Genomic DNA, 18,267 nt, shown 5'->3' on the forward strand with positions numbered 1-18,267 from the left:
CATCCAGAGGGATGAAAGCCTTACCAGGAAGTTATTTCGGGCATTTCAGCCCTATTTCGTTCCTGAACGAATCGCACCACTATCGCTAATAATAGCGCGTTTGATCGCGGGGAATCGGGGGTCGGGAATTGTAGGGGCGCAAGGCACGACGCCCTGATTTTAGATTTGAGATTTCATTGCCAAAGGGATCTGCCGGCCGTCTCCGTGCGATCGCGGTTGTGTACGGAGATGGTGAGGCCATCAACTTTTGTCCAAAAAACGGGGGGGCGATCGCAATTTTCCGCACCCATAAAACCACCAAAAAGCCTATTTTTGCGCCATTTTTAGTCAATTCTATAACATTAGTTATACATTTTGATTTTACATCCCCTTTACATAAGACCCGAAAAATTCATCAAAATTTCATCTAAACTCTCTCAAAACTTGATTAAGATGAGATCGTGTTTCGGATCAATACTTAAGTGATTTAACGGATGATAAATATGTACGAGAAGGTTACTGTATCTGTCGCCGGTTTGTTTTTGGGAGTGTTTACGGTTGCGACAGGCTTACAAATGGTATACGCTCAGAATGATGTCGATGGATGCCTCGTCAGTCCGGATAACCGGGGATGCTTCATGAATCGCCCCATCGACGTACAAAGACGGGCCGCTTTGAATGTCGAAGAAGAATGGAATTATCAAGAGTTAAACGCTCGGATGGCAGAATCCGACCGATCAGATTAAGTATCGGACAAATAGATCGGGTGATACTCACTTCAAAATGGCCCATCTATCATTTGGGAATGGCCCATCGAACCGGAGAAATTTGGCCGCGCGATCGCGGTCTGACCCGCCGGAGATCCGAACCGTCAACTCGGGCCATCGACGGGGGCAATGACCGTGCGATCGCGTAGAACTCAGTGCGATCGCGGTTGTGTCCTCTGGAGATGAATAACTCGGGCTTAACTGCCCGCTCAAAATGGCAATTATCCGCACCCTTAAAACCACTTTAAAAGGGTTAAATTGGCATTTTAGATACATTTAAAGCCACAATTCATGAATTCATAAATTCACAATATATTTACAATAAATGGCAAAATTTAACCAAAACTTTATAATCATCATCCGTAAAATTAACGATAATAAAAACAGATTGCATCGCTTACATCCGTATTTATACGGATGAACTACTCTCCGTTTAACGGTATTTTTTCCACCTCAAACTTTCAGCATTTCCAACATTCCTAAAAATTCCGAGTCTTGCTTTAATGAATGAGTGAAGAAAATGATTATCAACGGTAACGATATGTACGGAAAAATTGTTTTGTTTGCTGTCAGTACGATCGGGGGCAGCTTTGCGGCCGGCACTTTGCTGCAACTGGCCTACCATCCGGAGGACGCGAATGGATGTCTCGTCAGCCCGGATAACCGAGGTTGCGTGATGAATCGTCCCATCGACGTACAAAGAAGAATGGCTGCAGAAAGTGAGAATATCTGGGAATATCCGGAGTTTAAAGCCCTAATTTCCGATCCAGACCGGTGAGACGAAACGGGCTTTTATTCCCGATTAACTGACATCAAAAACCGACACATCTCCGCCACGATATTGATAATTTTCAGGGTCAATTCCGATATCGCAATTCTTCAAATACCCGATACATCCGGTTCGCCAACTGCTTCGGATTCCACAGTGGCGCCAGGGTATCGGGTTGTTTGGCGATCGCCAGGCGATCGCGAATTTGCCGTCTCAACGCCGCATTGCGGCCGAATTCAATGCCCAATTGGGCGTATTCTTCCCAACTCCAAGCCCAGCCCACATCCAGATTGACGGCCTTTAAAAAAGCATAACCCATGCGGGACAAATACTGCCGCCCCGATCGCGTCACCACGGGCAATTCCGACCACAACGCCTCCAAATTGTGGGTCCCGCCGTTGTAGGGATAAGAATCCAACATCACGTCCGCCACCTTATAAATCGCCCGGTGTTCCTCCTCCGTTTTCGTCAGACCGATAAAAATTAATCGGTTGATATCCACCCCTTCCGCTTCGCAGGCATCATTGTACATTTTGCGAAGTAATTGCGGGTCGCCCTGCCCCTTGCGAATTAAAAGACTCTCGGGCACCGATCGCAAAATTTTCACCTGGGCCCGGATCATCTCCCAATTCGTTTTTCGCCCCGGGGCGACACACAGAAAAACGATCGCATTTGGGGAGATATTTAACTGCTGCCTGACGTTGCGGCAGTCCACCGGCCGGGTGGGGAGTCCGTCGATCGCGACCGAGGTTTCGGGCAGGCGAATTAACCGTTCCAAATAATGCCGTTCGATGGCCGGCGGGTGGCTATTTTCATCGCAGATAAAATAGTGATTTGGAGATAAATAGGGGGCGTCGAATCCCAGCCAGGTGACGCAGACGGGGGCGGGGGATTTGTGCAGAACTTGGACGTTGACGGGGATGGTAATGGAGTCCAAATCCACCAAAACATCGACGCGATCGCGGCGGATTTCCCGGTTCAATTCTTCCGCCGAAGCGAAGCCGTTGGGATAGTGTTTCGGCCAATAACATTTTTCCGCAATTTGTTGAAAGCGTTCGGTCACTTCGTCGGCGTGAAGTCGGCCGCTAATATATAAATTAACGTGGGGCGTGATGGTCGTCAATTCCCGGATAACCGCCATGCTACACCAGCCGACGGAGTGGCGGCGGAAGTGTTTGGAAAGGAAGCCGATTCTCAGTGGCGATCGCGGTTCGGCGTAAAGTTTTGGCGGTTCGGCGAGGGGTTTTTTGTAGTAGTATTGGCAGATGAGGCGGTACAATTGGGCGTTGCCTTCCAAATCGTCTCGCAGGTGGGGGACGGTGAATAATAAAATCTCGTAAATGAGGCGAATTTCGATGTCGCTTAAGGTGTCGATACGATCGCGGCAGATGCGTTCCAATTCCCGCAATTTTTCCAGGGCTTCTTCGCAGGCACCGGACTGGGTGTAGGCAAAAATATAGGCGATTGCACAAAAAATGGGGATGGTATCGGAACAGGTTTCCCAGTAGCGATCGGCGGCGGTTCTGGCTTTTGCCAAATTGGTGGAATGGCTGAGGAGATCGCAGAGTTGCTGGTGGGCTTCGCCGAAGTCGGGTTTGAGTTCGATCGCTTTCTCTAAATTCGCCACCGCCTCGTGGGGGCTGTCCTGTTTTTGGATGTGGGCGAGGCGGCAGTAAACCTCCGCCCATTCCGGCTGCAATTCTAACGCTTTTTTATAGTGAGCGATCGCCGGTGTAATTTCCCCGATGGTGGCGTACATATTCGCCATGTTGGCATAGCCGTCGGCGTAGTCCGGTTTGAGGCGAACCAGGTTTTGATAAGCCGCGATCGCGTCCCGGTGGCGCCCCAATTTCGTCAGAGTCCGGGCGGTGTGGAGGTACAATTCCGGCAATTCCGGGTTGAGTTGAATCGCCGTTTGGAACTGTTCCAATGCCTCTTGAAATCGGTTTTGCTGCGACAGCAGACAGCCGATATTTCCGTAGGGTTCCGCCCAATTCGGTTTCCCCGCGATCGCCCGCCGGTAACTCGCGATCGCCTCCTGCAACTGTCCCCGGCGGGCGAGACTGTTGCCGAATTCAAAGTTAAATTCTGCCTCCACCAAATCCGGTTTTAATTTTAAAGCTTCATTCCAAGCCGCGATCGCCTCTTCCGCCCGCCCCAACTGTTGATAAACCCGCCCCAAATTCCAGTGAACGGCGGCGAGGTTGGGTTTGATTTCCAGGGATTTTTGATAGCTGGCGATCGCCTCTTCCGTCCGCCCCAGGCGTAAATACATGGTGGCGAGGTTGGCGTAAACTTCGGCAAAATTGGGGTCAATTTCTAAGGCTTGGGAATAGGCCCGGATCGCCGCGTCAACCTTGCCCTGAAAGTGGAGGGCGTTGCCCAGCGTCACGAACGCCAACAGCAAGTCCGGCTGCAATTTCAGGGCTTCCCGGCAAGCCGCGATCGCGGCTTCCCAGTTGCCCCGAGATAAATACAATTCCGCCTGTTTTTGTAATATTTCCGCCGGAGAAAGTTCCGGTTTCGGGGGGGAAACCGCCCCGGGACGTTCCACGAAAAACTGTTCGGCGTGGGAGGGGACTAACGTTTCCGATTCTGCCGTTTCTGGGTGCGATCGCAGTTCCCCCTCAAAGACTTGTTCGGATAAGTCAACGCCCCCTTCTTCAAACCGTTCGTCCGACTCTTCCACGAAGCTGAGGGACTCCGAAATATTGCCCTCGAATTGGGGTGGAAACTCCCGGATTTTTTCGAGAACGGTTTCGCGATCTTCGGGGTCGAGATTCAGGGCGGTTTGATAATTGGCGATCGCCTCTTCTTTCCGGTGAACCTTCGACAATGCCTCCGCCAATTTCAGATAAAATTGCGGTCGGTTCGGTTGCCGTCGAATCGCCTCCTGGTAGCGGGCGATCGCTTCGGGAAGTTTACCCGTTTGGAACAGGGCATTTCCCAACATCCAATACACCACCGCCCAATCCGGTTGAAGTTCCAGGGATTTTTGATAACATTGAATCGCCTCTTCAAACCGCAGACACTGATAGTAAACGCTGCCCAAATTCGTCCGGGCGATCGCATCGTTCGGCCGCAAATCCAAGGCCTGGGTGTAGGCCCAAATCGCCAATTCTGTCAGGTCGCACTGCTGGAAGGCATTTCCCACCCGCAAATAAGCCGAGGCGAAATCCGGCCGCAGTCGCAACCCATCTTCCAACGCCGAAATCGCCACTTCCACATCCCCGTTATAGATAGACGCTTCCGCGAGTTTGCAATACATTTCCGCATCGTTCGGATTCAGTTCCAAAACGCGACGGTAATTCCGGATAGCAGCCCGATAATCTCCCCGAAGATAAGATTGCAATCCCCGATCTAAATAATCCCCTATTTGTTCTGAATTCACCAATTGCCCCAATCCACTCAAAAACGATTAGCGTCTGCGATTCCCATCGCCTTCCTGTGGTATAATACAATATCGCGATCGCATCAACAAATCTCCCCGGCCGTTTGGCGGTTTTTCAAAATCGGATGTTTCATCCGCTCCGAACCGCGATAAAGTAAAAATTGATCGTTCGCATTACGAGTGATTCAAAACGGCCGTTAGGAGTATCAAACATGAGTTCAGAACAAGACCCCGTAAAGTTGATGAAGCAGCAGGTCGGGAAGGCGGCGGCGGACCGCGTTCAGTCCGGTTCCATCGTCGGTTTGGGAACGGGGTCAACCACCGCCTACGCGATTCAATTCTTGGGCGAACGCCTCAAAAGTGGCGACCTCAAGGACATCAAGGGCGTCCCCACCTCGTTTCAGGCCTCCGTCCTCGCCAAAGAATACGGCGTCCCCCTCACCAGTTTAGATGAAATCGACCACATGGATGTTGCCATCGACGGAGCCGATGAGGTCGATCCGAATAAAAACTTGATCAAGGGCGGCGGGGCGGCCCACACCCGCGAAAAAATCGTCGATTCCCTCGCCGACCAGTTTATCGTGGTCGTGGACGGGTCCAAATTGGTCGATCGCCTCGGTTCCACATTTTTGCTACCCGTGGAAGTCCTGCCGATGGCCATGACTCCCGTGATGCGGGCGATCGAAAAACTCGGCGGCCAACCCACCCTGCGGATGGGGGTCAAAAAAGCCGGACCCGTGATCACCGACCAGGGCAACATGGTCATCGATGTCAAATTCGACGCGATCGACAACCCGGCGGAGTTGGAAAAAACCATCAACAACATTCCGGGGGTATTAGAAAATGGGTTATTTGTGGGAGTCGCGGATCTAATTTTGGTCGGCGAAATTGAAGACGGCAAACCCGTCATCCGCGAAATTTCATAACTTCCTATTCCTCCCCCCTTCTCAAGGGGGGCCGGGGGGGATCGCATTCCCCTTCTCAAGGGAAGCCCGGGGGATTGCCCGCATCCCAAAAAAATCGTTATACTACCCATAGTCTCCCCAATCGTTGATACTCTAAAATTCCCATGATGCACTACAGACGTTTCGGACGCACCGAACTGCCCATGCCCGTCTTTTCCTGCGGGGGAATGCGATATCAATACCAGTGGCAAGACACATCCGCCGATCGCGTACCGGTCGAAAGTCAGCGGAAGCTCGAAGCGACGATCCGCCGTTCCCTCGAAGTTGGAATTAACCATATCGAAACGGCGAGGGGATACGGAACGTCCGAGATGCAGTTGGGCTGGATTTTGCCGAAATTGCCGAGGGAACGGTTGATTATTCAAACCAAAGTTTCCCCCAAACCTGACCCGGTGGAGTTCCGTCGCGACTTCGAGAAATCCCTCAATTATTTACAGTTGGATTACGTCGATTTATTGGGCTTGCACGGCATCAATACGCCGGAACTTTTGGATTACTGCACGCGATCGCCCGGTTGCTTGGAAGTCGCCCGGGAGTTGCAGCGGGAAGGAAAAGTGCGGTTTATCGGCTTTTCCACCCACGGCCCGACGGATGTAATTGTCGATGCGATCGAAACCGATCAATTCGACTATGTGAACTTGCACTGGTATTATATCAACCAACTGAACTGGCCTGCGATCGAAGCCGCCACCCGCCACGATATGGGCGTATTTATTATCAGTCCCTCCGACAAAGGCGGCAAATTGTACGACCCCCCCAAAAAGTTGGTGGAGTTGTGTTCTCCCCTCAGTCCGATGGTGTTTAACGACTTATTTTGTCTGTCCCATCCGGAAGTTCATACCCTCAGTTTAGGGGCATCAAAACCCTCGGATTTTGACGAACATTTGAAAACCATCCCCCTTCTCGATCGCTGGGACGAACTGTTGCCACCGATCTTAGAACGCCTAGAAAATACGGCGATCGAAACCCTGGGCGAAAATTGGTTGAAAACCTGGCATCAGGGTTTACCCCAACCGGAAGAAACCCCGAATAACATCAACATTCCGAGTATTTTGTGGCTGCGAAACCTGGCGATCGCCTACGATATGGTAGAATACGGAAAAATGCGCTACAACCTGCTCGGAAATGGCGGTCACTGGTTCCCCGGACAAAATGCCGAAACCGTCGATCAAGTGGATTTAAAAACCTGTTTGCAAAACAGCCCCCACGCCGACAAAATCCCCCAATTCCTGCGGGAAACCCACCGGCTTTTGGGGGGGCAGTCAGTGCAGCGACTGTCTCGAAGTTGACATCAATTAAAAGCATATATTCTTCAAATAATTGATTCTGATTTCGACCGTACATCCCAACGATCGGGTGATCTCAAATCCAGGTATTTCACCGGATCTGATATAATGACCCTGGCGACTGGTATAAATCACTTTCCGATGGCGATCGCAACTCGAGGATTTAAACGATCGCCCCAAGACTCCTTGAAATTGCCATCAATCAGGGCCGCGATCGCATCCACTCCAGCAAAACCGCCCGACACTGGAGACAGGTCAAATCCCGCAAAAGTTCCGCAATTCCCTCGGATGTGATCGGGTAAGTCGCCCCAATTTTATCGCGATCGCCCGCAAAATTGGGCTGCAATTGTGCCACAAAACCGTAAAGTTTTTGGTTGGAAAAAGAACTATTAACTGCCCAACCTTTATCATTTAAAGATTCGATTTTCAAAATCTCACTTTCCGCCACCCCCAATTCCCGCTGTAAAATCTGGGGGACGACATCGATCGCCTCCCGGTCCGCCGGAATCCGCCCCCCCGGAAAGTCCAGGGTCGCCTCCCCCAAACCGGGACGGTACGTCGGTAAGGGGAGCACGAATTGATCCGGCCGTATCGTTAAGATGACGGCAGAATTCGCCTTTTCAACCCGCCAATATTCCAAAATTTGGCTGCGGTTATCTCGTAATTTTTCGCCGATCAGCGTCAGCCAGGGAGAGCGGATCTCCACGAAGCGACTTAAAACGTCCCAGGGGGGTTGCGAAGGGGTCATAAAAAAATCACAGTCAAGGGGATGGAAGGGAGAGAATGCGATCAAAAATTGGGTGAGATAAGGGGTAAAATGGTAGATGCTCCAGTCGGATCTTTTCAAACTAGGAAAACCGTTTCCGCAGGGTCAGACAATTGCGGGAATTGCCGACCCGACGATAGGTCAATTCGTCGGTGAGTTTGGACATGAACATCAATCCCCTTCCCCCTTCTTGTTCCAAGGGTTCGAGATTTTGTTCGCGAATCAGATGCAACGTTTTTTCGAGATCGAACGGTTTTCCGGCATCCCAAATCTGCATTTCGATGCAGTTTGAGAAAATCGTCACTTCGATATCGATGGGAGTTGTCTCGGACAATCCCCGATGGGCGTGACGAACGACATTTGTAAATCCTTCCGTGAGAGCAATCTGACACCTGTACATCAGATCCGAAGCCAAAAAAGGAGCCGTGATTTTTTCAAACCACGCTAAAATCTCCTCCAATGACTGTAGATCGGTCTGAACTTGAAGATGCGATCGCGCCAAGAGCTTTTCATCTTCCATTAATTCTACATTGCGCCGCTATTTTTGTTGAACAGAACCGCGATCGTCCGCCAGATGAGCTTGATATCGTACATCAAACTCCAGTTTTCTTGATACTTCAGGTCGAGCCGGATGATATCTTCAAAATCCTTGACCTGCGATCGCCCGCCGACTTGCCACTCTCCTGTCATTCCCGGTTTGACATCGAGACGCTGCCACTGCGGAACTTCGTAGCGTTCCACCTCGTCGGGGGTGGGGGGGCGGGTTCCCACCAGGCTCATTTCTCCTTTTAAAACGTTCCAAAATTGGGGCAGTTCGTCCAAACTGGTTCGTCGCAGAAACCGGCCGACTTTGGTAATGCGGGGGTCATTGTCATTTTTAAAAATCTGACCCTTGGCTTGGTTGGGAATGGTACTTTTGAGGGCTTCGGCATTGACGACCATCGAGCGAAACTTCCACATTCGGAACCGTTTTCCCATCCAGCCGCAGCGGATTTGACCGAAAAAGATCGGGCCGGGACTATCGAGGCGGATGGCGATCATAATGGGAATGGATAATACCCCCGTGATTGCCAAACCGACGATCGCGCCGACAATATCGAGGAACCGTTTGATCCAAGATCGGATTGACGGGTGCGTCACCGGCAGCAGTTCGCTATTGTTCGTACCCCCGACGGGTTGCGGGGTGACGGGGGCATCATGCTCGAAGGTCAACACTTGGTCGAGGGACGTGAGGGAGAAAACAGCCATGACCTGGGGGCCGACATTTTTCAGACGCAGTTCGACTTGTTTTTCCTTCGCGGCTTTGAGGTTGCTCACCAGCGCCCCCACCCCGCTACTGTCGATAAATGTTGTTTCGCTGAAGTCGAGGACGACGGTTTTGGGAATCTCATCACCCAAAACCAGGTCGTGACAAGTGGACTTGAAGGCGACGGCTTCGAGGACGCTCAGGCGATGGGGAATCGTGACCCGAGCGGTGTCGTCCTGAATGTGGACGGGAAAATTGACCTCTGGGGTTTGGCTGACCATCTTAATACAATGTTGCTGGGTGGTTTGATCGAATTTCTGCTCTATCCTAGTCTAGGGCGAAAAAAATTGAAAAGGGGAGTAAGCACTAGAAGTTGACTGGCAGCTAACCGTTTTCAGGGGGTCACTTGCTTCCTGGGAGACCGATGGCGACGGCAAGTTTCATGCTGTTTCGACAATAAACCCGATAGTCCGGGCGGGTCTCAACCCATTCGGCTCCGTGAAATTTGCACCCGAACGGATGGCTCCAATACTCCATCCGATTTTATCCGATTTGTTCGCCCGGTGCTACACGGGTTCCATTCACAAAATCCCATCCCGACTGGGCCCGTTTCCCCGGCAACTTGACTTGCGAAAGTAACAAATATCCGTCCCCGGTTTGGACGACCGGCCCGAAACGCTTGGCGATCGCGACAATTTCCCCGACTTGCCCCGATTTCGGGGCCAGAGACAATAACGGGGCGAATTCCGGCGGCAGTTGGGATTCGGACTCGGAACCGAGGGGGACTGTGGCGCCGACTTTCATCGGTTCGCCCCGAAATGTGGTGACGCAGTTGGGGTAAAACCCGCGAATTTGGTTGTGGAGGGCGATCGCGGGTTTAGACCAGTCCAGTTGATAGTCATCCCCCCCGAGCAAGGGAGCGTAGGTGGCTTCCCCATCGTCCTGGGGGGTCGGCTCCACCGTTGAGTCCGCCAACCTCGGCAGGGTCTCCTGCAGCAGGTCCCCCGCCCTACACGCCAGCCGTCCGGCCAAATCCGAGGCATTTTCCAACAGCCCGATCGGGGTATAGTTTTTCAACAACATCGGCCCGGTGTCCATCCCCGCGTCCATCAACATGGTGGTGATGCCGGTTTCGGTTTCCCCGTGGTACAGACACCACTGAATCGGCGCGGCCCCCCGATACCGGGGCAGGAGGGAGCCGTGGGCGTTCACGCACCCCAACCGGGGCATTTCCAAAATTTCCGGCGACAGGATCTGTCCGTAGGCCACCACCACGAACGCATCCGCCCCCGCCGATCGCAATTGGTCCAGGGTGTCGGCATCTTTTTTGACGCGGCGGGGTTGCCAGACGGGCAAACCGGCATTGATCGCGATCGCCTTCACTGGAGAAGGGCTCGTCTTGCCGCCCCGTCCCCGCCGTTTGTCCGGTTGGGTGACGACGGCGACCACCTCCATTTCGGGGTGTGCCAACAATTTTTCCAAGCTGGGAACGGCAAATTGGGGCGTTCCAAAAAAAACGAGTTTCATGGTTTTTTGAGGGAGTTGGGAGTCGGTATTAGGGAGTCGGAATTGGAGAAGTTTCTGTTTGCCTATTGCCTGTCACCTGTCACCTGTCACCTGTCACCTGTTGCCCCTTCAAAGACTGATGGCGACTTCCACGCGGCGGTTAAGCTGTCGGTTGTTGTCCGACGTATTTTCCGCCGTCGGGCGGGTCGTCCCGTAACCGACCGCCACCCAATGATAGCGGTCGGACTCCACCGCATCGGAGAGGTAATTCACCACCGCCTCCGCCTGCTGCAACGACAGGTCGAGATTTTGCTGGCGGTTGCCGGTGTCATCCGTGTAGCCGCCCACCCGGATGGTGGCCCCCTCGTAACTTTGGATGTCCGGGATCAAATTATCCAGGATCACGTTCGCCCCCGGGCGGAGGACGCCGCTGCCCGGGCTGAAGAGAATGTCGCTGGGCAACGTCACCACCAGACCGTCAGGCGATCGCGTCGCGGACGGTTCCGGAGTCTCAGCCGGAGTGGCGGCGGCATCCGGGGGGGGCGGGGCGGGCGTCGCCAACTGCTGCTCGATAATTTGCAGCCGCCGTTCCAGGGGTTCCCCCGGACGGCTGTTGCCAATTTGAATTTCCAAAGCCGCCGTCCGGCCGATCAGGGTGTTGAGTTCCTCCTGAAGCTGCTGCAGTTGTAGGCGGAGGGTCCGTTGCCGTTCCGGGGTGAGGGACTGCGGCTCGGGCGCGGACACCTCCGGCGTCGGCGGGGGTGCGGGGACGACGGGCGGCGGGGCCGTCCCCGAGTCCCCCCGCCACTGTCGCAGCAACCGTTCCGTCAGGGGGGGTTCGGAACTGGGGTTAGAATCGTAGATCTCGGCGATCGCCATCCCCGCGAACCAGGCCGCGCCGCTCCCCACCCCCAACAGCAGCAGGCGAAAAATGACGGTGAGCATTCCCACCAGAACCCCCAATTTCGCTTTTTTGGGGGCTGGCCGGGTCGATTTGGAAGCTTTGGTCATGGATGTTTCCTCACTCGCCTGGGGCTTCGGTGGGCAATGGATTCACCTGAATTTCACCCGCCGGGGTCAGAATCACTTCAAAGGTTTGAGCCGGGGATGGGTCGTCCGACATCCCATCCGGGGCGGGTCGCAACTCGGAGAGGGACGTTTGAGCGATCGCGGTTTCGGAAATGGGGGTTTGGGGTTCGACCGCGATCGCCGTCCCCTCTCCATCCACGTCCACGCGGTAGGTCAGCTCTTCCTCAAATTGAGAATACACCTCCGGCGTCCAAATGTCTTCGAGTCGGGCCTGCAACTGTTCCCGCCAGCTTGCCACCTGCAGGGGAGAAGCCGCGTCGGTTTCCAGGTCAACCACCGCCTCCGGCGACTCCGACCAGGGGTTCACCTCGACGAGGCCCCCTTCGTTGGGGTCGAAAACCACCTCGAAATCCGCCCGGGGTTCCCCGGCGGATTCCGTTCCCACGCCCCGATACTGTAATTCGGGCAGGGGAATTTGGGCTTCTTCCTCCGGGGTAATGTCGTTGATCCCCTCGACGGCCAAAATTTTCCCGTCGCCCCCGACGCCAACCCGATAAATGAGAGAGCGATCGAACGTCACCGGACCCCGCCAAGCCTGGTTGATATCCTCGAACAACTGCTGCCGCAACTCGGCGATCGCTTCGGGATCTTCGATGGCGGGAGCCGGGGTCAGATCCGATTCCAAACCCGCGGCCGGTTCCGGGGGCGGTTCAGCCGTGGGGGGCGCGGCGGTCCCCGATGTCGGTTCCGCCCCCGTCTGCGTTTCCGCCGATTCTCCGGGATTGGGTTCCAGGGGCCGCCGGAGTTCGGGGACTGGCAGGGCGAACAGTGCCAAAGCCGCGATCGCCAGTCCGGACACCCCCACCGCCACCGGGGCGATCCGCTCGGCCACCGGTTTCTCCGGTTTGACGTGGCGCCGGGGAACCGGTTTCAAGTTGAGAGACAGCTCCGGGAGGGTGCGGGAATCGGCAAAAAACTGGTCCACCGCCTCCACCAGGTCGAAAAGCTGGACCGTCGTCAGGTCGAGTTGAATCGGATTGGAAGGCTCCGCCCCTCCCCCCTTGTCTCCCGTCCCGGACGGGCGGACGGTGAGGCGGTGCCGGTCCGGTTCCACCCGGCGCAGGTCCACCGGGGAAGCCCCGGCATCGTCCGGTTCGGGGGCGGACACCCCGCTGAGAAATTCCTGGGCGTACTGGCTCACCCGCCGGACCAAACACTCGAAAAATTCCCGCCCCCCCACGATGGGATCGGGGTAGCCGACGAAGTGACATTCGGCATTCATCAACATCGACAGGGGGGGCCGGCGATCGCCTGGATTGTCCGTTTCCGCGCTTAACCCCTGCAAAATCAGCTTGCAGTTGGGCAAGCTGTACTGACGTGTGATCGTCATCCTATCTCTCCATCAAACAGACTGATCCAAAATCGTTGCATCCCGGCCGTGCCCGTACAGAATAACAATTTTCCCAACAAACTTATCGCCAAATCGTCGAGTTTTTCCGGGGAACTGTAGGCGATCACCCCGGCCCGGCGGGGGTTCATGCGGCTGCGGAAGTGGACGCGGAACCGTTCCAGGTAGCCGTCGAGTTGCAGATGCCCTTCGATGGGAATTTGCTTGCGTTTCATTTGCTCGTAGTCGATGAGCAACTGGCGGATGCGGACCGTCAGCTCCCGGCTCATGATGGAGATGAGGACGACGAGGGCTTTGGCTTCTCGGAGGGTGAGGGGTTCCCGCTGGCTGTAGCGTCGCAGGGGATTGCTGCTCCGGAGCCGCCACAACGTGACGCGGTTTTTGATGATTCCCTGCAATTCCAACTCGGACACCTTCATCAGCATCCGCTCCGAACTCCCCAGGGCGAGGGCTTCGATCGCCAGCAACATCAGGTCGATCTGCACTTTGGCGCGGCGGGGACACCCCTTTTTCTCGGAGATGGGCACATCCGGCAAACTGTCCAAAATGACGGGATTGGGTGGGCTTTGGGACGGGTCTACTTGCATTACACTCACGACAACATCGATTCCAACACACTACATTTCAACATCCGATCGCCGCGACGGCGCCACGTTTTCGATCTCACATTTCCAATTGTAGGTTCCCCGTCGAGGGCGATTTTCGATTCTACGACCGTCCGTCCTTTCGATCCGAACCGCATCCCGGAGTCCCGGCGGCGATCGCGAAAGTCCGCAATCGGTGCAATCTATTAGTGTACGATTTTTGAGGCACTCGCTTCGCGGGTTGGGGTTGCCTGACCCCCCTTCCCGAGGGCAGATATTCTGACGTTGACACCGAACCCAAACGAGCATGGATCTCAAGTCTTTCATCCGCGATATCCCCGATTTTCCCAAACCCGGCATCGTCTTCCGGGATATTACCACCCTGCTGCGCGATCGCGAGGGGTTGCGCTCCACCGTTGACCTGTTGCGGGACAAATGCGCCTCCCTGTCCCCCGATTATATTGTCGGCATGGAGTCCCGGGGCTTTTTATTCGGCGTCCCCCTGGCTTACCAGTTGGGTGCGGGATTTATCCCCGTGCGGAAACCGGGCAAGTTGCCGGCCAAAATTCGGGCGGTGGAGTATGAATTGGAGTACGGCACCGATCGCCTGGAAATGCACGAGGACGCCATGCCGCCGGGGAGTCGGGTGCTGATCGTCGATGACCTGATCGCCACCGGGGGTACCGCCGTCGCCACCGCCCAACTGGTCCGGGATGTCGGCTGCGATCTGATCGGCTTTGCTTTTATCATCGAGTTAAACGGATTGGGGGGACGTCAGAAATTGCCCGATGTCCCGATCGTCACCCTGATCGATTACGACTGAACCTCCATCCGCATTGAAAGCGACTATGATCTTCGACAAAGATACCCTGGCCTACATCGGCAAACGACTGTTACAGGCGATCGTGACGCTGTTTTTGGCTTCCATCCTCTGTTTCGCGATCGTCCAACTCGCCCCCGGCAATTACCTGGACAAATACGCCGGAAATACCCAAATTTCCCCGGAGACGATCGCCCAATTCCGAGAGCAATTCGGCCTGGACAAGTCGCCCGTCCGGCAGTATTGGAACTGGCTCACCCAAATTGTCACCCGGGGCAACTTCGGCTACAGTTTTGAAAATCAGCGATCGGTGAGTGCATTGCTGATCGAGCGGGTCCCGGCCACCCTGCTGCTGGCGATTTCTTCCCTGATTCTAACTTGGGCGATCGCCCTCCCCCTCGGCATCGCCGCCGCCGTCAACCAAAATCGCCCCCTCGACCGCGGCCTGCAAGTCGTCAGCTACACCGGCCAGGGGTTCCCCAGCTTCATCACCGCCCTGCTGCTCCTCTTCCTCGCCCAAAAAACCTCCCCCCTCTTCCCCGTCGGCGGCATGACCAGCATCGACTATCCCGACCTGTCCCCCCTCGGCAAAGTCGCGGACATCGCATGGCACATGATCCTCCCCACCCTCGCCCTCAGCATCACCAGTTTCGCGGGCCTGCAACGGCTGATGCGGGGCCAACTCCTTGACGTCCTCCGCCAGGACTACATCCAAACCGCCCGGGCTAAAGGCCTCCCCGAAAACCGCGTCATCTACGTCCACGCCCTCCGCAACGCCATCAACCCCCTGATCACCCTGCTGGGGTTTGAATTCGCCAGCCTGTTGGGGGGTGCGTTCATCGCCGAAACCTTTTTCAACTGGCCGGGACTGGGAAAGTTGACCCTGGAAGCCGTCCGCCAGCAGGATTTGTATCTGGTGATGGCGAGTTTGATGATGGGGGCGGTGATGTTGATTCTGGGCAACCTATTGGCGGATTTGCTCTTGAAAACGGTGGACCCCCGCATCAAACTCGAAAATTTAAATTGATGACGAGGTGCGACGATCGAGATTTTAAGGAAATAAAAATAGGCGAATCCCACCGCCCCTTTAAATCCATTTTTCACTTTTCACTTTTCACTTTTCACTTCCCCCACACCCGAAAATGTTTTCCCAAGTTTATTATCTGCTGCGTTCCAAACAAGACGGCCAATATGTCGCCGCCCATCCCGACCCCGACAAGCCTCAAGGCTATCTGCTCCTGTTTTCCGAACATTTCGACGCCCTCAGCTATCTGAACAAACACGGCGAAGAAGTCCGCGACCAATTCACGGTCGAATCGATCGCCGGCTCCCAACTCAAAGGCATCCTGCAACGGTGGGGATTCGGGGGAGTCGGAATGGTCAAAGATCCGATGATTCCGAGAGTCGAGTTTTTGGCGGTTCAGTGACGGTGAAAAGGGGATTGAGGGGGATATCCACCTCGCGATCGCCGTCGGAATATCCCCCCGATCCCCATCCCCCCCAGCCCCCATCCCCCCCAGCCCCCCTTTGAAAGGGGGGAGAAGGGGGGAGAAGGGGGGAGAAGGGGGGAGAAGGGGGGAGGAAGGGGGGAGAATCGTTCTCAAAGTCTCCCTTTCAAAGGGGGATTTAGGGGGATTATTCGATCGCAAACCGCCATACCTCTATCTAGAAAATGCAAGACTCAGATATTCTCAACTTATTTTTTGAATGGGGACAGCTCCGACGCATCCATCACGAAGGCTGGAAAGTCATCGGTGTCACCCACCCCGAAAGCGTGGCGGAACACAACCTCAGAGCCGCGCAAATCGGCTTCTTATTGGCGAAATTAGAAAACTATCCGAATCCCTACGAAGTCTGTACGATGGTCGTTTTTCACGATATTGGAGAGGCGAGGATCGGGGACATTCACAAACTCGCCGCCCGCTATATCAAAGCGGATGAAGAGGGGGCGACTCGGGAACAGTTGGCACCTTTAAAAGAAATTGGAGATCACATTTTTCGGCTTTGGTCGCAGGTGGAATATCCCAATAATCGAGCGGGTGCGATCGCCAAAGATGCGGATTTGCTCGAACAGGCGGTCATGGCGAAAGAATACATCGATCGCGGGTACGAAGCCGCCCGACATTGGATCGACAATATTGCCGAATCCCTGCAAACGGAGACGGCAAAGCGACTGTTGGAAACCTTGAAACGGACGAAATCTTACCAGTGGTGTCTGAGCAAAAAAGGGGATTAGATGATTGCTGAAAGCTGACTTGCGATCGCGATAGAAAGAAAAAAGGCACGGCAAAGCCATGCCCTTCATTGAGTCATATTGAAAGACCTAAACTCAATCTAACTCGGCGCAAACAGATGTCACTTTAATTCCCAAAATTCACGGATTTCCATGTTGGTGGTGAAATTGAGAAGTTGGTGCATCTCGCCATTTTCAACGTAGCAGCGAATGATAAAGCAGCGGGGCTGTAATTGCAAGTTCACGCCTGAAGGTTGGAACCCTTCCGCCCCAGTTGAAATCAAACTATCAGAAACCGGGCTTCTCGAAGGAAACCGGGTTTTTGAATGTCTATCAAGCGGGACTCACCTGGAACTGGCTGACGATTTCGGGTTCGGCGGAAACAATCGAAAGCGGGTCGGCCAGCAAATCCGCCTCGGTGTAGGGTTCGAGGCCGTAGGTCGTCACCGTCAATTCCCCCGTCAGCGGCGCGATTTCAAACTCCGTCCAACCGTAGGTGTGGACTGCCAGATATTCCCCCTGTAATAACTCCGCATCGATGGGGGAGTTTTCCAACCCGATGGGGTCGTAGCCGAACAGGGTTTCGGTGCGGTAGTCCAGCACCTCGCGGACGTATTGATCTTTGGCGACGCGATCCGTTAAACTCAAGTATTCTGCCTGGGATTTCCCCTGTTCTTCCAGCAAACTTTGCGGCGTAAATCCGATGGTTGCCGGCCCAAACGGCGCCGCAAATGTTTCATTAAAGGGTTCAGGAAGAAACGGAACCGTCAGTTGAATTCCCACCGGCCCAACCATAACATCAAAAACGCCCGTCGGTGTTGTCGGTTCTCCCGGTTCTTCCTGGTTGGTGACATTATTGACGACATTGCCATGAAAGTCCCCCGTCACGAACACCACATTTTCGATATCGTTCGTTTCGATAAAATTGAGCAAATCGGCGCGTTCGGCCGCGAACCCCTCCCAGCGTTCGCCGATGGTGGGGATGCCGAAATTCTGCATCGGCACGGTGGACATGATGAACTTCCACGTCACACCGTCATTTTGGGCCGCCAAAAGGTCGTCTTTCAACTGCTGCAATTGGGCCTCGCCCAACATCGTCCGCCCCGGTTCAAAGGCATCAATCAACAGTTGTTGGATCTCCTCGGTGTCCGCATTCTCCGCCACAAACGGTAGGGGCGCGTCCCGGAACGATCGCACGTCCAAAACGTACACCGCCGCGTCATCTCCGAAGGTATTGTAGCGGTACAGTTGCCGTTCCCCGGCGGTGCGGGGATCGCCGGTTTCGCCGTAGAATTCATCCCGCAGGGGGAAATAGTCCTGAAACGCCTGCAAGGCGGCATCGAAGACGGGGGTATCGTTGACGAACCCCGTTTCCGCGTCGCCGAAAATATCGTTTTTTTGGGGAGAGTCCGCCGGAGTCGCCCCGCCGGCGAAATCGTTGTTGACTTCTCCCCGGTCTAAAGACGCGGGGATTCTTAAGCAGTCCAAAACTGAACTCTTAAAGGCATAGTCAATGTG

Annotated in this window: 17 protein-coding genes and 1 pseudogene; 8 read left to right on the forward strand and 10 right to left on the reverse strand. The window is 54.6% G+C overall.

Going from position 1 to position 18,267, the window contains the following annotated elements:
• The first annotated feature begins 554 nt into the window (after positions 1–554).
• Together LKE08_RS28185 and LKE08_RS28190 are read left to right on the forward strand one after the other, a co-directional pair.
• Positions 555–725 (forward strand): hypothetical protein, encoded by a 171-nt coding sequence (locus LKE08_RS28185; RefSeq protein ID WP_324707622.1) that lies wholly within the window; start codon positions 555–557, stop codon positions 723–725.
• 541 nt (positions 726–1,266) lie between these two features.
• Complete coding sequence (locus LKE08_RS28190; protein WP_324707623.1) at positions 1,267–1,524, forward strand: hypothetical protein; 258 nt, start codon at positions 1,267–1,269, stop codon at positions 1,522–1,524.
• Positions 1,525–1,603: 79 nt separating this feature from the next.
• Here LKE08_RS28190 and LKE08_RS28195 read toward each other — a convergent pair whose 3' ends face one another.
• Positions 1,604–4,906, reverse strand: a complete 3,303-nt coding sequence (locus LKE08_RS28195) for a tetratricopeptide repeat protein (RefSeq protein WP_375341474.1) — start codon at positions 4,904–4,906, stop codon at positions 1,604–1,606.
• 212 nt (positions 4,907–5,118) lie between these two features.
• Between LKE08_RS28195 and rpiA the strand changes: the two genes are divergently transcribed.
• Positions 5,119–5,832: a ribose-5-phosphate isomerase RpiA gene (gene rpiA / locus LKE08_RS28200; protein WP_324707625.1), complete on the forward strand. Its 714-nt coding sequence runs from the start codon at positions 5,119–5,121 to the stop codon at positions 5,830–5,832.
• Between the two features lie 146 nt (positions 5,833–5,978).
• The gene (locus LKE08_RS28205; RefSeq protein WP_324707636.1) at positions 5,979–7,160 is read left to right on the forward strand and encodes an aldo/keto reductase; all 1,182 of its coding nucleotides are present in this window, start codon (positions 5,979–5,981) and stop codon (positions 7,158–7,160) included.
• Positions 7,161–7,359: 199 nt separating this feature from the next.
• Here the strand turns inward: LKE08_RS28205 and LKE08_RS28210 are convergent, their stop codons facing one another.
• The 7 genes from LKE08_RS28210 to LKE08_RS28240 all read right to left on the reverse strand — a co-directional run bounded on the left by LKE08_RS28210 (position 7,360) and on the right by LKE08_RS28240 (position 13,699).
• Positions 7,360–7,905, reverse strand: coding sequence for an NUDIX hydrolase (locus LKE08_RS28210; protein WP_324707626.1), 546 nt, complete (start codon positions 7,903–7,905; stop codon positions 7,360–7,362).
• A 100-nt stretch (positions 7,906–8,005) separates the two neighbouring features.
• Positions 8,006–8,443 (reverse strand): ATP-binding protein, encoded by a 438-nt coding sequence (locus LKE08_RS28215; RefSeq protein WP_324707627.1) that lies wholly within the window; start codon positions 8,441–8,443, stop codon positions 8,006–8,008.
• A 5-nt stretch (positions 8,444–8,448) separates the two neighbouring features.
• The gene (locus tag LKE08_RS28220) at positions 8,449–9,450 is read right to left on the reverse strand and encodes a sugar transferase (RefSeq protein WP_324707628.1); all 1,002 of its coding nucleotides are present in this window, start codon (positions 9,448–9,450) and stop codon (positions 8,449–8,451) included.
• Between the two features lie 262 nt (positions 9,451–9,712).
• A complete protein-coding gene (fmt, locus tag LKE08_RS28225) occupies positions 9,713–10,696 on the reverse strand; it encodes a methionyl-tRNA formyltransferase (protein ID WP_324707629.1) in 984 nt (327 codons plus the stop codon).
• 108 nt (positions 10,697–10,804) lie between these two features.
• Positions 10,805–11,686 (reverse strand): OmpA family protein, encoded by an 882-nt coding sequence (locus LKE08_RS28230; protein ID WP_324707630.1) that lies wholly within the window; start codon positions 11,684–11,686, stop codon positions 10,805–10,807.
• Positions 11,687–11,696: 10 nt separating this feature from the next.
• Complete coding sequence (locus tag LKE08_RS28235) at positions 11,697–13,094, reverse strand: DUF4335 domain-containing protein (protein WP_324707631.1); 1,398 nt, start codon at positions 13,092–13,094, stop codon at positions 11,697–11,699.
• Complete coding sequence (locus LKE08_RS28240; protein WP_324707637.1) at positions 13,091–13,699, reverse strand: DUF3038 domain-containing protein; 609 nt, start codon at positions 13,697–13,699, stop codon at positions 13,091–13,093. Before LKE08_RS28240 ends, LKE08_RS28235 begins: the two co-directional genes overlap by 4 nt.
• 304 nt (positions 13,700–14,003) lie before the next feature.
• Between LKE08_RS28240 and LKE08_RS28245 the strand changes: the two genes are divergently transcribed.
• From LKE08_RS28245 to LKE08_RS28255, 3 genes are all read left to right on the forward strand, one after another.
• On the forward strand, positions 14,004–14,519 hold the full coding sequence (locus tag LKE08_RS28245) for an adenine phosphoribosyltransferase (RefSeq protein WP_324707632.1): 516 nt from the start codon (positions 14,004–14,006) through the stop codon (positions 14,517–14,519).
• 25 nt (positions 14,520–14,544) lie between these two features.
• Positions 14,545–15,543 (forward strand): ABC transporter permease, encoded by a 999-nt coding sequence (locus LKE08_RS28250; RefSeq protein ID WP_324707638.1) that lies wholly within the window; start codon positions 14,545–14,547, stop codon positions 15,541–15,543.
• A gap of 115 nt (positions 15,544–15,658) precedes the next feature.
• Positions 15,659–15,943 (forward strand): hypothetical protein, encoded by a 285-nt coding sequence (locus LKE08_RS28255; RefSeq protein ID WP_324707633.1) that lies wholly within the window; start codon positions 15,659–15,661, stop codon positions 15,941–15,943.
• Here LKE08_RS28255 and LKE08_RS29360 read toward each other — a convergent pair.
• Positions 15,937–16,035 (reverse strand): annotated as a pseudogene (locus tag LKE08_RS29360) (hypothetical protein); the annotation flags it as partial. The gene LKE08_RS28255 and the pseudogene LKE08_RS29360 overlap by 7 nt on opposite strands.
• A 153-nt stretch (positions 16,036–16,188) precedes the next feature.
• Between LKE08_RS29360 and LKE08_RS28260 the strand changes: the two are divergent.
• On the forward strand, positions 16,189–16,752 hold the full coding sequence (locus tag LKE08_RS28260; RefSeq protein ID WP_324707634.1) for an HD domain-containing protein: 564 nt from the start codon (positions 16,189–16,191) through the stop codon (positions 16,750–16,752).
• Between the two features lie 330 nt (positions 16,753–17,082).
• Here the strand turns inward: LKE08_RS28260 and LKE08_RS28265 are convergent.
• A partial coding sequence (locus LKE08_RS28265; protein WP_324707635.1) for an alkaline phosphatase D family protein occupies positions 17,083–18,267 on the reverse strand: 1,185 nt, incomplete at its 5' end.

The sequence above is a fragment of the Lyngbya sp. CCY1209 genome (assembly GCF_035615495.1).
Classification (GTDB): domain Bacteria; phylum Cyanobacteriota; class Cyanobacteriia; order Cyanobacteriales; family Microcoleaceae; genus Limnospira.